The sequence below is a fragment of the Actinospica acidithermotolerans genome (assembly GCF_018139625.1).
Classification (GTDB): domain Bacteria; phylum Actinomycetota; class Actinomycetes; order Streptomycetales; family Catenulisporaceae; genus Actinospica; species Actinospica acidithermotolerans.
The window spans coordinates 21,299-35,386 of record NZ_JAGSOH010000021.1 but is presented as its reverse complement, the minus strand read 5'-3'; the positions used below and the strand labels follow the sequence as shown (position 1 = coordinate 35,386).

The 14,088-nt window shown below is 70.9% G+C and carries 10 protein-coding genes; 5 read left to right on the top strand and 5 right to left on the bottom strand.

Annotated features, from left to right (window positions below; all coding sequences use genetic code 11):
- Window position 1: 1 nt before the first annotated feature.
- Window positions 2–871, bottom strand: coding sequence for an alpha/beta fold hydrolase (locus KDK95_RS10220; protein ID WP_212517830.1), 870 nt, complete (start codon window positions 869–871; stop codon window positions 2–4).
- A gap of 120 nt (window positions 872–991) precedes the next feature.
- On the bottom strand, window positions 992–1,213 hold the full coding sequence (locus tag KDK95_RS10215) for a hypothetical protein (protein WP_212517829.1): 222 nt from the start codon (window positions 1,211–1,213) through the stop codon (window positions 992–994).
- A gap of 54 nt (window positions 1,214–1,267) precedes the next feature.
- On the opposite strand from KDK95_RS10215, the gene KDK95_RS10210 reads away from it, so the two are divergent.
- From KDK95_RS10210 to KDK95_RS10200, 3 genes are all read left to right on the top strand, one after another.
- Window positions 1,268–1,798 carry a P-loop nucleotide/nucleoside kinase family protein gene (locus KDK95_RS10210; RefSeq protein ID WP_212517828.1) on the top strand — a complete coding sequence of 177 codons (531 nt, stop codon included), beginning with the start codon at window positions 1,268–1,270 and terminating at the stop codon, window positions 1,796–1,798.
- A gap of 157 nt (window positions 1,799–1,955) precedes the next feature.
- Window positions 1,956–2,939 carry a D-alanyl-D-alanine carboxypeptidase family protein gene (locus KDK95_RS10205; protein ID WP_212517827.1) on the top strand — a complete coding sequence of 328 codons (984 nt, stop codon included), beginning with the start codon at window positions 1,956–1,958 and terminating at the stop codon, window positions 2,937–2,939.
- A gap of 313 nt (window positions 2,940–3,252) precedes the next feature.
- Complete coding sequence (locus KDK95_RS10200) at window positions 3,253–6,657, top strand: pyruvate carboxylase (protein ID WP_212517826.1); 3,405 nt, start codon at window positions 3,253–3,255, stop codon at window positions 6,655–6,657.
- Window positions 6,658–6,675: 18 nt separating this feature from the next.
- On the opposite strand, the gene KDK95_RS10195 is transcribed toward KDK95_RS10200, so the two are convergent.
- Window positions 6,676–8,274, bottom strand: coding sequence for an MFS transporter (locus tag KDK95_RS10195; protein ID WP_212517825.1), 1,599 nt, complete (start codon window positions 8,272–8,274; stop codon window positions 6,676–6,678).
- Between the two features lie 109 nt (window positions 8,275–8,383).
- Here KDK95_RS10195 and KDK95_RS10190 point away from each other — a divergent pair, with 109 nt between their 5' ends.
- Complete coding sequence (locus tag KDK95_RS10190; RefSeq protein ID WP_212517824.1) at window positions 8,384–8,872, top strand: MarR family winged helix-turn-helix transcriptional regulator; 489 nt, start codon at window positions 8,384–8,386, stop codon at window positions 8,870–8,872.
- Here KDK95_RS10190 and KDK95_RS10185 read toward each other — a convergent pair.
- Together KDK95_RS10185 and KDK95_RS10180 are read right to left on the bottom strand one after the other, a co-directional pair.
- Window positions 8,829–9,137 carry a hypothetical protein gene (locus tag KDK95_RS10185; RefSeq protein WP_212517823.1) on the bottom strand — a complete coding sequence of 103 codons (309 nt, stop codon included), beginning with the start codon at window positions 9,135–9,137 and terminating at the stop codon, window positions 8,829–8,831. The two genes, KDK95_RS10190 and KDK95_RS10185, sit on opposite strands and share 44 nt — an antisense overlap.
- Window positions 9,134–9,757, bottom strand: coding sequence for a hypothetical protein (locus tag KDK95_RS10180; protein ID WP_212517822.1), 624 nt, complete (start codon window positions 9,755–9,757; stop codon window positions 9,134–9,136). Before KDK95_RS10180 ends, KDK95_RS10185 begins: the two co-directional genes overlap by 4 nt.
- Before the next feature lie 253 nt (window positions 9,758–10,010).
- Between KDK95_RS10180 and KDK95_RS10175 the strand changes: the two genes are divergently transcribed.
- Window positions 10,011–14,003, top strand: coding sequence for a glycoside hydrolase family 3 C-terminal domain-containing protein (locus tag KDK95_RS10175; protein ID WP_212517821.1), 3,993 nt, complete (start codon window positions 10,011–10,013; stop codon window positions 14,001–14,003).
- Window positions 14,004–14,088 lie beyond the last annotated feature (85 nt).

Sequence of the window (14,088 nt, the reverse complement as noted above, 5' to 3'; positions counted from 1 at the left end):
GTCACGCGTCCTTTCCTTGGAGCCAGGCCGTGATGGTGCGTGCGGTTTCGACGGGCAGTTCCATGTGCGGGACGTGCCCGCCGTCCTGGCGCCGGTAGCGCCAAGACGGGTGCTTGCGCGCGGCGGTGTCGGCAGCGCTGACGCTGACGAGCCGATCGTGCGTGCCGTGCAGCAGCAGGACCGGCGCGCTGATCGCGGCCATCTCGCGGCGATACCGCGGACGAACGCCGTGCAGCACGAGCGACCGCGCCGCGCCGACGTACGCCGCGACCGGCGTGAGCCCCTCAGCCTCTGCGAACTCGGTGAGCCCGACCTCGGCATCGAGCTGCTCATCGGTCAATCGGCTGATATCCCCGTAGCAGACGGACAGCGTCGAGAGCGCGCGCTCCCGTGCACCCGCGGCGGCCCGCCGCCGAACCAGCACCCTCGGCCCCAGGACGGGCAAGAGCGCGATGACGATGCCGACGATCGCGGCCGGGTCGAGCCGTGCCCCCGGCGACGTCGGCAGCACGGGATCGAGCAGCACGACGCCCGTGACCAGTTCGGGGTGCGCCGCCGCCGTCATGATCGAGATCATCCCGCCCATCGAGTTCCCGACCAGCACGGCGGGCTCCCCGACCTCCTCGCGCAGGAAGCGCTCGAGCAGCCGCGCGTTGGCCGCCACCCGCGCCGTCTTCCCCGTCCCCGGCGTATACCCGAACCCGGCCAGATCCACCGCGACCGGCCGCGTCGACTCCGCCAGCAGCGGCCCGAGCGCCGCCCAGTTCGCATGCGACCCGCCGAGCCCGTGAACCAGCACGACGCGCGGCCCGTCCGCCGGCCCGCCGAACTCGACGCGGTGCGGCAGGACCCGCCTCGTGGTGGTCGTCATCGCGGTCCCTGTCCGCTCGTGGGTACTGACCTCGCATGGTATCGGTCGGCCACGCGGCCTGGCGGGACAGGGCGTCGAGCCCGCGGACGAGGAGGGTGCCGCCGAAGGCGTGGCTCGCGGTCACGCGTCGGGTGCGTCGAGGGGGTCCGGTGGTTGGCCGCCGCCCGGAGTCAGGCCGGCCATCAGGTTCTCGACGTGCGACCGGGTCCAGCTCGCGATCATTCTCTCCGGCGTCGCGTGGTACAGCTCGGCCAGGGCGGTCAGGTCCTGCGCTACCTGTTCGGGCAATGAGATGTGCAATGTCACGGTTTCCGAGGTTTCACGGTGCTCGTCGTGTGCCACCCCGCAAGTGTGCTCCGGCCGTCAGCGATCCGCCCGCACTGCTAGCGTCGGCCCGTGATCGTATGGCTGAACGGCACCCACGGGGCGGGCAAGACGACGACCGGTGCTCTCGTCCAGGAGTTGATTCCGGACTCGCGGGTCTTCGACGCCGAGAAGGTCGGGGAGATGCTCATGGACATCACGCCCGGGCTTCCGGAGACGGACAACTTCCAGCACTGGACGCCATGGCGCCAGCTCGTCGTCGAGACCGCCCGGCAGATCCTCGACTACACCGGCGGCACGCTCGTGATGCCGATGACCGTCCTCGTCGAGCAGTACTGGCGTGAGATCAGGACGGGCCTCGCCGCGCACGGCATCCCGGTGCGGCACTTCGTCCTCCACGCCCACCAGGGCACTCTCCGCCGACGCATCGCAGGGGACACCGTCGTCGGCCCCGACTCGCCGTTCCGGCTGAAGTACCTCGAGCCCTACGCCGAGGCGGCCCGGACCTGGCTGCATGCGGAGGCGGAGGTCGTCGACACGACGCACCTCACGCCGGGACAGGCCGCCGCGCGGATCGCAAACGCCGTCGCCCGCGCCGCCTGATCGGCGCAATCTGAGCCGTCTTCATGAAGACATCGTCCCAGAGCATTGCTTTCGGGGATCGACTCCGCGAGGATCTGACGCGGCGCGCCCACAGCCGCCACGGGGTCTGTCATGCACGGCTTTCAGAGCGCTTTTCGCGAACGTACGGAGGGGTCAAATGCACGGAACCATGGGGATCGGTCGGCTTCTGACGGCGGCGGGTGTCGCCGTGAGCCTTGCGGGGACGTCGCTCGCGGCGGCGGCGCCTGCGGAGGCCAGTGCGCTCAAGCCGCTGCCGACGAAAGCCATCTCCGCCCACCCTGTCGCGCCCGCGTATATCCTCAGGATGCCGCATTCGCCGGGTAACATCACGGCTCCTTACAACGAGGTCGAGGACACCGCGACCGGCGCGGAGATCTGGGGCAAGTCGGAGAACACCGAGGTTCCGATGGGCTCGATCACGAAGGTGATGACGGCCCTCGTCGTCCTGCAGTCCTCAGGCCTGGACCTCAACCAGCTGGTCACGGTGCCGTCCGGCATCACCGCGTACGACAACGAGTACGGCGCCAGCACCGCCGGGCTCGTGCCCGGGCAGCAGCTGACCACGCTCGAGCTGCTGTACGCGCTGCTGATCCCCTCGGGCTGCGACGCGGCCTACGCGCTGGCGCAGGCGTACGGGCCGGGGCTGGACGGGTTCATCGCGAAGATGAATTCGACCGCCGCCGCCCTCGGCATGACCAGCACGCATTTCACCGACTTCAGCGGGCTTCCCGACCCGACCGAGACCTCGACGTACTCGACGCCGAGCGACCTGCTCAAGCTCGGCCGTGCCGCGATGAAGGTGCCGCTGATCGCCTCGATCGTGAAGCTGAGCACGTATCACGTCGACGCCGTCTCCGGTGAGCACCCGGCCTTCACCTGGAACACGACCGACCCGCTGATCGGCGTGTACCCGGGCATCGAGGGCATCAAGACCGGCAGTACCAACGGCGCCGGCTACTGCCTGCTGTTCGAGGCGTACCAGGGCAGCGAGGACGTCATCGGCGTGGTCCTCGACGACCCCAGCTGGACCGTGGTGACCTCGGACTCCGAGGCGCTGCTGAACTTCGGCTTCGCGAACTACCCGCGCAGCGGAAACTGGCGCCCGCTCGCAGCGCACTGAGGCCCGTTCGGCTCGGGCCGTCCTGGGGTCGGCCGAACTGCCCGGGTCGGCGGCCCGCCTAACGGCCCGGGTCGGCGGCCGGCTGACTGCCCACCTCGGCCCTCGCCGTCGGGCGGCGATCCGCGCACGCCGGTCGTCGCCGACCGGATATCGAGCAGCCGGCCGAGCCCCCGCGCCCGGCTTGCCCCGATGATCCACGAAACCCTCCCGATCGGGTGTACCGGCGCCCGGGATTGGACACCACGAAGCTTGAATCCCGATTTGTGAGCCTCAGGCCGGACCCGCGCCCGGCTGTGACGAGCGAAGGACCGACGTGAGCGTTCCTCTTGTGCCCGGCCGGCAGTTCGCCAAGGTGCTGGTGGCCAACCGCGGCGAGATCGCCGTCCGCGCGTTCCGGGCGGCTTACGAGCTCGGCGCGAAGACGGTGGCCGTCTACCCGTACGAAGACCGCCGCAGCGAGCACCGGCTTAAGGCCGACGAGGCCTACGAGATCGGCGAGCGCGGGCATCCGGTCCGCAGCTACCTGAATCCGCGCACGATCGTCGCGGCCGCGGTGAAGGCCGGGGCAGACGCCGTCTACCCGGGCTACGGCTTCCTGTCGGAGAACCCGGCGCTGGCCGAGGCGTGCGCCGAAGCCGGCATCACCTTCGTCGGGCCGTCCGCCTCCGTGCTCGAACTGACCGGCAACAAGGCGCGCGCGATCGCCGCCGCGCGGGAGGCCGGGATTCCCACGCTGCCCGACGTGCCGCCGTCCCGGGACGTCGACACGCTCGTCGCCGCGGCCGAGGGCATGGCGTACCCGCTGTTCGTGAAGGCCGTGGCCGGCGGCGGCGGACGCGGCATGCGGCGCGTCGATGCGCCCGACGCGCTGGCCGAGGCGGTGCGCACCTGCATGCGCGAGGCCGAGGCCGCGTTCGGCGACCCGACCGTGTTCATCGAGCAGGCAGTCGTCGACCCGCGCCACATCGAGGTGCAGATCCTCGCCGACGCGACGGGCGAGGTCATCCACCTGTTCGAGCGCGACTGCTCGGTGCAACGCCGGCACCAGAAGGTCGTCGAGATCGCGCCCGCGCCGAACCTCGACCCCGAGCTACGCGCGCAGATCTGCGCCGACGCGGTGAAGTTCGCCCGTCACATCGGCTACACGTGCGCCGGAACCGTCGAGTTCCTGCTCGACACGCACGGCAAGCACGTGTTCATCGAGATGAACCCGCGCATCCAGGTCGAGCACACCGTGACCGAAGAGGTCACCGACGTCGACCTGGTCCAGTCGCAGCTGCGCATCGCGGCCGGCGCGACGCTCGCGGAGCTCGGGCTGAGCCAGGACACCGTGCGGCTGCGCGGCGCGGCGCTGCAATGCCGGATCACCACCGAGGACCCGGCCAACGACTTCCGCCCGGACACCGGCGTGATCACCGCCTACCGCTCACCGGGCGGCGCGGGCGTGCGCGTCGACGGCGGCACCACGTTCACCGGCGCCGAGGTGAGCCCGCACTTCGACTCGCTGCTGGCCAAGCTCACCTGCCGCGGCCTGACCTTCGAGGACGCGGTACGGCGGGCCCGCCGCGCGGTCGCCGAGTTCCGGATCCGCGACGTCGCCACGAACATCCCGTTCCTTCAGGCGCTGCTCGACGACTCCGACTTCGCCGCGGGACGGATCACCACCTCGTTCATCGAGAGCCACCCCGAACTGCTCACCGCCCGCGCCTCCGGCGACCGCGGCACCAAACTGCTGAGCTACCTCGCCGACGTCACCGTCAACCAGCCGCACGGAGCGGCGCCGGCCACCACCGCGCCGCGCGAGAAGCTGCCGAAGCTCGATCCGAAGGCGCCGGTCCCGGACGGAACCCGGCAGCGGCTGCTCGCGATCGGCCCGGAGGCCTTCGCGGCGGAACTGCGCGCGGCGAAGGGCATCGCCGTCACGGACACGACGTTCCGCGACGCCCACCAATCGCTGCTGGCCACGCGCGTGCGCACGCGCGACCTCGTCGCGGTCGCCGGGCACGTCGCGCGGATGACTCCGCAGCTGTGGTCGATCGAGTGCTGGGGCGGCGCGACGTACGACGTGGCGCTGCGCTTCCTGGCCGAGGATCCGTGGGAGCGGCTTGCCGCGCTGCGCGAGGCCGTGCCGAACGTCGGCCTCCAGATGCTGCTGCGCGGCCGCAACACCGTGGGCTACACGCCGTACCCGACCAAGGTGACCGACGTCTTCGTGCAGGAGGCGGCCGCTACCGGCATCGACGTGTTCCGCGTGTTCGACGCCCTCAACGACGTCTCCCAGATGCGGCCCGCGATCGACGCCGTGCGCGCGACCGGAACCGCCGTCGCCGAGGTCGCGATGTCCTACACCGGGGACCTGTCCGACCCCGCCGAGAAGCTCTACACGCTCGACTACTACCTGCGCCTCGCCGAGCAGATCGTCGAAGCCGGAGCGCACGTCCTGGCGATCAAGGACATGGCCGGGCTGCTGCGCGCACCCGCCGCCCGCACGCTCGTATCAGCACTGCGCGAACGCTTCGACCTGCCGGTGCACCTGCACACGCACGACACCGCGGGCGGCCAGCTGGCCACGCTGCTCGCCGCGATCGACGTCGGCGTCGACGCGGTGGACGGCGCCTCGGCGGCGATGGCCGGAACCACCTCGCAGCCGCCGCTGTCCGCGCTCGTGGCCGCGACCGACTTCAGCGAGCGGACCACCGGGCTCTCGCTCGCCGCCGTCAACGCGCTCGAGCCCTACTGGGAGGCCGTCCGCCGCGTCTACGCGCCCTTCGAATCCGGGCTGCCGTCGCCGACCGGGCGCATCTACCGCCACGAGATCCCCGGCGGCCAGCTCTCCAACCTGCGCCAGCAGGCGATCGCGCTCGGCCTCGGCGAGAAGTTCGAGCAGATCGAGGAGATGTACGCGGCGGCCAACGACATCCTCGGCCGGATCCCGAAGGTCACCCCGTCCTCGAAGGTCATCGGCGACCTGGCGCTCTCCCTGGTCGCCGCCGGGGCCGACCCGGCCCTGTTCGAAGCCGACCCGGCGTCCTACGACATCCCCGCCTCGGTGATCGGCTTCCTGCACGGCGAGCTCGGCGACCCGCCGGGCGGCTGGCCCGAGCCGTTCCGCTCGAAGGCGATCACCGGCCGCCCCTGGACGCCGCCCGCCGAGAACCTCGACCCGGCCGACGAGGCGAGCCTCGACCAGGACCGCCGCACGACGCTCAACCGGCTGCTGTTCCCCGGCCCGGCCCGCGAGTTCGCCGAGGCCCGGTCGCGCTACGGCGACGTGTCGGTCCTGGAGACGCTCGACTACCTCTACGGCCTGCGCCAGGGCGAGGAGCACGTCGTCGAGCTCGAACCGGGCGTGCAGCTCCTGGTCGGCCTGCGGGCCGTCTCAGAGCCCGACGAACGCGGGTACCGGACCGTCGTGACCACGCTCAACGGCCAGCTGCGTCCCGTCTCCGTCCGCGACCGCTCCGTCTCCGCCGACGCGCCCGCCGCCGAGAAGGCCGACCCGGCGGTTCCCGGCCAGCTCCCCGCGCCCTTCCAGGGCGTCGTGACCGTGCTCGTCCACGCCGGCGACAAGATCTCGGCGGGCGACCGTGTCGCGACGATCGAGGCGATGAAGATGGAGGCCGCGATCACTTCGCCCGTGGACGGCGTCGTGCGCCGCCTCGCCTTCACGGCCCCGACGCCAGTCGAGGCCGGCGACCTGGTCGTGGTGGTCGATTGAGCCGCGGCCTGACCGCGCCTACTGCTCATCGAAGTCACGTGCGGGCACGGTTGATGGGCCCAGGCGGCGGGAGGCGATGAGGCCGAGGAGGAGGAAGGCCGCGGCGGTGGCGGCGGTCCACTGGGTGGCGTCGCTGAGGGCGGCTTTCGCCGCGGACGCGGCGTCGGCGGTGGCCGAGGTCGCCTGAAGGGCCTGGATGGAGGCGCCGGCGCTTTGCTTGACGGCTGTGACGATGCCGGCGGCGCCGGCCGGGGTGAGGGCGTGCTGGTCGGCTAGGCGGTTCTGGAGGTCTCGGCCGAGGGTGGTGAAGAGGACTGTGCCGAGGACGGCGACGCCCAGTGCGGCGCCGATCTGCCGGGTGGTGGACTGGGTTCCCGAGCCCTGGCCGCCCGCGGAGACGGGGATCTCGGCCAGGACGACGCCGGTCAGCTGCGCGGTGGCGAGGCCTACGCCGGCGCCGTAGACGAAAAGTGCGGGGCTGATGGCCCACCACGGCGTGGTCGGGCTCACCACGGCACCGACCGCGGCTACGCCGGCGAGTTCGAGGCCGATTCCCAGGCGCACGACGGTGAGCGGCCCCCGCTTCTGGCCCAGTACGGCGCCGAAGCCGGAGGCGGCGAAGCTGCCGAGCGCGAGGGGCAGCAGCGCCAGGCCGGTCTGGAAGGCGCTGTAGCCGCGTACGTTCTGGAACCACAGTGGCAGCGCGAAGAGCAGGCCGAACTCGCCGAGCGAGACGATGCCCGCGGTCAGGTTGCCGTTGCGGAAGGAGGCGATCGCGAAGAGGTTCAGGTCCAGCAGCACGCTCATGCCGCGGCGGGCACGGCGGCGTTCGACGAGGGCGAACACGACGGCCAGCAGGATGCCCGCGGCGAACGCGGCGGGCACGGGGGAGATGCTCGCGCGCCAGGTGAGTCCGGCGATGCGGGCGTCCGTGCCGAGCAGGTGCCACCAGCCGAACGCACGGCCCTCGATCAGGCCGAATACGACGCACGTCAGCGCGAGCGCCGAGGTGAGTGCGCCGAGCAGGTCGGTGCCGCCGCGCCTCCCGTCGTCGCCGCGGGACTCGGGGACGAGCACAAGCGTGCCGACCAGGACCGCCGCCGCGATCGGCACGTTGACCGCGAACGCCCACCGCCAGGAGTACGTGGTGGTCAGCCAGCCGCCGAGCAGCGGACCGAGCGCCGCCGTGCCGCCGATCGTCGAACCCCAGACCGCGAACGCGGCGCCGCGCTCCTTCCCGCGAAAACCGGCGTTGATCATCGACAGCGATGTCGGAAGCATCATCGCGCCGCCCACGCCCTGCACGGCGCGAGCCGCGATCAGCTCCGGCGCCGAGCCCGCCCGCGCCGCCAGCACGCTCGCGGCCGCGAACACCAGCGCGCCCAGCACGAACACGCGCCTGCGTCCGTAGAGGTCACCGAAGCGGCCGAAGGTGAGCAGCAGCGCGGCGAATACAAGGGTGTAGATGTCCTGGACCCATTGCGCGTCGGAGGAGGTGATGTGCAGGCGCTCGATGACCTGGGGCACCGCGACGTTCACGATGGTGACGTCCACGATGATCATCGCGACACCCAGCGCGATGAACAGCAATCCGCCCCACCGACGAGCCCGGCTCACGACGCCTCCAGCTTATTACTGAGCATGCTTAGTAATGCGAGTCGCCTAAGTGTGCCCTCCCGGCAGCGCGCAAGGCAACACGGCTGCGTGCCGCGTACTCTGATGGACCATGGAAGGCCCCGGTGACGATGGCGATGACGGTGGTGTCCGCCGCGGCGGCGCATCGCCGTCCCAGTGGTCGATGGGACGGCTGCTGTCCACTGCTGCGCGGATGGTCGAGCGCGAGTGGAACGCCCACTTGGCCGAATGCCATCTGACCCACGCGGGCCTGCTCGCGCTCGACGCCCTCGCCCGCGGCACGCACACTCAGCGCTCGCTGGCCGCGGCGTGCCGGGTCGAGGAGCAGACGATGCGCCGCGTCCTCGAGCGCCTGGAACGGGACGGGTACGTACGCCGTACCCGGGACGGCGCCGACCGGCGCCGCCTCGTGATCGAGGCTACCGACGCCGGTCGGGAAGCACTGCGCTCGGCGCTCGCCGACGACGTCGCCAACACGATCGTCGAATCGGCAGTCACCGATGCGGACTCACTGCGCGGTCAGCTGACGCAGCTCGTCAACCGATTGTCGCGGGGTGAGGACTCAGATCGGACTGCGTGAGCAGCGTGACGAGTTCGCGAGAGCGGCGGACCGCGAGTCGCAGGTTCTCGGTGTCGGGGCTTGCGCCTTCGTCGTCAGCTGCTTCGAGTTCGCCGCGACGGCGGGCCATGTCGTCGGCGATGGCCCGCAGCAGTTCGGCCACGAGGTCGTCGGCGTCGCGTGCGGCCTGCCGCGGGTCGTCGATGAAGGCGAGTTGGATGGCGTTCAACCGCTCGGCGTACGCGGTATCCGAAACTTGATCGTTCGTGACTTCGTGCTCGATCATGCGGCGACCTTCTCCCTGGCCGGAGTGCTCACCTGCGCCCGGGCGCCGACGCCGACCAGATCGTCGAAGAGCACGCGGAAGCGCAGCATCGCCTGCCGCAGCTGCTCGGTCGCGTCCACGTCGCGCGAGCCCGTGTGCGAGCGCTGCATCAGCTCGTGCCCCTCGCGGAAGTCCGCGAGCGCGTGCGCGTGGTCGACCGAAACGAGGCCGAGCTGGCGCTCGGGGTCGTCGGACGACGGGTAGCCGAGCAGGGCCATCGCCTCGCCGATCAGCTGCTGGGCGCGCCGCGTGGCGTCGCCGGGATCGTCGATGAAGCCGACCTGTGCCGCCGTCCAGCCGTCCACCAGCCGGACGCGGTCCTCGGGATCGAGGGGCCTGATCTCCAGCCGGGCCCGCTCGCGTTCGCGCCGGCTCAGTTCGCGCTCCACGGCGTCGTGGTCGCCGTGCTGCGCGTAGAGCCGGTCGTATTCGCGGCCGTACCGGGCCCGCAGCTGCCTGGTGCTCGATCGGCGGGAGGGCAGGAGGTGCCCGGTGAATCCCGGTGCCTGCCAGCGCAGGTACGCCGCCGCGCCCGCGAGAATGATGATGAACACGACGATCGCCGTCGCCAAGGCGCTCATGCTTCTGATTTCCTCCCTCGGGCCGCCGGCCCGTCGGCGGTGACTGCCTCGTGGTGCCTCGGTTCGGAACAGGTTCCGGATTGCCGTGCTTCGCCGTGCTAAACCCGCCAGGTACCGGAACTTTCGCAGAGGCTTGACGCCATCGTGCGCCAGGCATACACCTCTCCTGTCGGGAGAGCGCTCTCCCACGGCCCGCGCGGGAGGAAGCGCGCAGGACACAGCAGGACCCAACGCAACCTGGAAGGGAAACGCAATGAGGCCTCTCCCACCACGCGGCCGCCCACGGCTCCGGGCCGCCCTCGCGGCCGCCGCCCTGTTCGCCCTGTCCCTGGCGGGGACGACCACCACTGCTCAGGCGGCGGCCGGTGCGCCGTACGGCGGTACCGCGGCTGCGGTACCGGGGACCGTGCAGGCGGCGAACTATGACACCGGCGGTCAGGGTGTGGCGTACAACGTCACCTCGGCCAACGGTTCCGCGAACAGCTACCGGTCCGACGGCATCGACCTAGAGTCCACTGCCGACACGCAGGACACGACCGCGACCGGCGGCGCGTACGACATCGGATGGACGACCGGCGGCCAGTGGTTCGACTACACGGTCAACGTCGCGACCGCGGGCACCTACAGCGTCGCCCTGCGACTCTCCTCGCCTTACGGGATAAGCGATGCGCTGCACATAGCGAACTCCGCGGGTACGAACCTCAGCGGTTCGATCGCGGTCCCGAACACCGGCGGGTACGAGACCTGGACCACGGTCACCGCCAGCGTCACGCTGCCCGCCGGGCAGCAGACGCTCACCTTGGATCAGGACTCGAACGGCTGGAACTTCCATTTCATGACGTTCACGCTGAGTTCGAGTGGCGGCTCGGGTGGATCGGGGAGCGGTAAGCCCTTCGGCGGGACAGCGGCGCCCGTTCCGGGCACGGTCCAGGTTGCGAACTATGACACCGGCGGTCAGGGTGTGGCGTACAACGCCACCTCGACCAACGGTTCAGCCAACAGCTACCGGTCCGACGGCATCGACCTTGAGACCACCGCCGACACGCAGGACACGAGCGCGGCCGGCGGCGGCTATGACATGGGCTGGACGACGAGCGGGCAGTGGTTCGACTACACGGTCAACGTCGCGGCCGCGGGCGTCTACACCGTCAGCTTCCGTGTCTCCTCGCCCTACGGGATCGCCGACGCGCTGCACATAGCCGACTCGTCGGGCACCGATCTCACCGGCGCTGTCGCCGTTCCGGACACCGGCGGGTACGAGACCTGGACCACGGTGACGGCGAGCGCGACCCTCTCCGCCGGACAGCAGACACTCACCGTCGACCAGGATTCGAACGGCTGGAACTTCCACTACCTGAGCTTCGCGCAGGGCACTAGTGGCGGCGGCGGCGGTGGTGGTGGCGGTGGCGGCGCGACCGAGTACTGCGGCGTCAACGACCTCGCGCTCGACCAGCCCGCGACCGCGTCGTCCACGCAGGACGCGACCGACTACCCGGCGGCCGACGCCGTCGACGGCGACCCCGGCACCCGCTGGTCGAGCGCGTCCAGCGACCCGCAGTGGCTGGAGGTCGACCTCGGCACCAAGCAGCAGATCTGCAGCATCGGCATCCTGTGGGAGACCGCGTACGCATCGGCGTTCCAGCTCCAGGTCTCGAACGACGCAAGCACCTGGACGTCGATCTACTCCACCACCACGGCCACCGGCGGGAGCGAGACGTTCCCGGTCTCGGTGACGGCGCGCTACGTGCGCATGTACGGCACCGCGCGCGGCACACAGTTCGGCTACTCGATCTTCGAGTTCGACGTCTACGGCCTGACGACCACCGCGCCGGTCGCCGGCGGCACCGGGAGCGGCGGCAACGGGACGTGCCCGTGGGTCGGCTCGACCGCGCCGGTCGCCCAGCGGGTGCAGCAGGTGCTCGGCACGATGGATCAGGCCGAGGAGGCCGCGCTGCTGTCCGGTGACGGCACCACGAACTACATCGGCCACGTCGCCGCGATCCCGAACCTGTGCATTCCCGCGATCGACATGGAGGACGGCCCGTCCGGGGTCGGCGACGGCAACGGCGGTGTGACGGCGTTTCCCGACGGCGAGAGCGACGCCGCGACCTGGGACCCGACGCTGATCGAGCAGGAGGGCGCCGCGAAGGGCGCCGAGTTCGCCGGCAAGGGCGCGACCGTCTCGCTCGGCCCGACGACGAACCTGGTGCGCGACCCGCGCTGGGGCCGGACCTACGAGACCTACGGCGAGGATCCGTACCTCGCCGGCCAGATCACGTCGGCCGAGGTCGACGGGATCCAGAGCCAGGGCGTCATGGCGATGGTCAAGCACGTCGCCGCGTACGACCAGGAGCAGTACCCGAATGGCAGCAACAACGAGACGGTGGGCCGGCAGGCGCTCGAAGAGCTCTACCTGACGCCCTTCCAGACGGCCGCCGAGCAGTCGGCGCCGGCCTCGATGATGTGCTCCTACGCCGTGGTCAACAGCGCCCCGTCCTGCTCCAGCGCCCAGCTTCTGCAGAACGGCCTGGACCAGGAGGCGAACTACGGCGGCTTCGTCACCTCCGACTGGGGCGGCGCGGGCAACTCCGTGTCCACGCGCGAGGGCGGCATGAACATCGCGATGCCGTTCTCCGACGCCGGCAACCTGAGCTCCGCGCTCACGGCCGGGACGATCAGCCCGGCGATCGTCAACGAGCGCGTGGCCCAGGTCCTGACCCAGCTGTTCGCCTTCGGCATGTTCGACAACGCGCCGAGCGGCTCGCTCTCGGCCACGGTCTCCACCCCGGCGCACCAGCAGACCGCGCTCCAGCTCGGCGAGGAGGGCACGGTGCTGCTGAAGAACAACGGCATCCTGCCGCTCAACGCGAACCCGTCCAGCAAGCAGTCGATCGCGGTGATCGGTACGGACGGCGGCGCCGGCGTGGAACTCTCCGGCGGCGGCAGCGGCAGCGTCAACAGCGCGAACACGGTGTGGCCGATCACCGGGATCCAGAACGCCGTCGGGTCGAACGTCACGGTGACCTACACCGCGGGCGACGACAACGGCACCACCGACATCCCGAACGCGGTCGCGGCCGCCAAGGCCGCCACCGACGCGATCATCTACGTAAGCCTGCCGGAGGGCGAGGAGAGCGACCTGGCCTCGCTCGACCTGTCCAGCACGGACGAGACGATGATCGAGGACGTGGCCGCGGCCAACCCGAACACGATCGTCGTGATCAACAGCGGCGGGCCGGTGGTCATGCCGTGGCTGAACAGCGTGGCCGGAGTGTTCGAGAACTGGTACGGCGGCGGCGAGACGGGCGCGGCGACGGCGGCGCTGATCTTCGGCGCCGCGGACCCCTCGGGCAAGCTCCCGGTCACCTTCCCGTCCAGCCTCAGCCAGGTTCCGGCGCAGACCACGGCGCAGTGGCCGGGGACCTCGACCGGCGTCACCTACAGCGAGGGCGTGGACATCGGCTACCGCTGGTATCAGTCCCAGAACATCACGCCCGCGTTCCCGTTCGGCTACGGCCTTTCGTACACGAAGTTCTCGTTCTCGAACCTGTCCGTCGGCAGCTTCAACGCGAACGGCCAGGCCACGGTGACGGCGACGATCACCAATACCGGCTCGGTGGCGGGCGCGGACGTGGCCCAGCTGTACATCGGCGACCCGGCGGCCAGCCAGGACCCGCCGGAGCAGCTCAAGGGCTTCGATCGCGTGACGCTCAACCCCGGGCAGAGCGCGACCGTCACCTTCCCGCTGACGATCCACGACCTGGCCTCCTGGTCCGCGACGGACAACCAGTGGGAGGCGCAGGCCGGCACGTACTCGATCAAGGTCGGCGACTCCTCGGCCAGCCTGCCGCTGTCCGGTGCGACGATCCTGAGCCAGGAGCTGACCGGGCAGGTCGCGGCCGGCACGTCGGGCGCGGGCGTATCCGCGGCGAACACCGCGGTCAGCGCGAACGTCACGGCGAACTCCGGTGTGGCGGGCGCGGAGACGGTCGGAGTCGTGAACCCGTACGGCTACAGCAGCCCGCAGGGCTCGGCCGTCTCCTTCGCCATGCAGGCCGTGGACAGCAACCCGTCCCAGACCCTCAAGTTCACCGCCGCCGGCCTGCCGCCGGGGATCGCCATCGCCGCGAACGGCACGGTCTCGGGTACCGGCACGACCCTCGGGACCTACACGGTGACCGTGACCGCGACGGACACGGAAGGAGTCTCCGGCACGGCCACCTTCGTGTGGACCGTCGCGCGCTGATCAGTGGCCTGATTCGCCCGCTCCCGTCCCGGCGTCTCGCCGGGGCGGGAGCGGCTCGGGCTATGATGAACCCGGTTCGACAGTG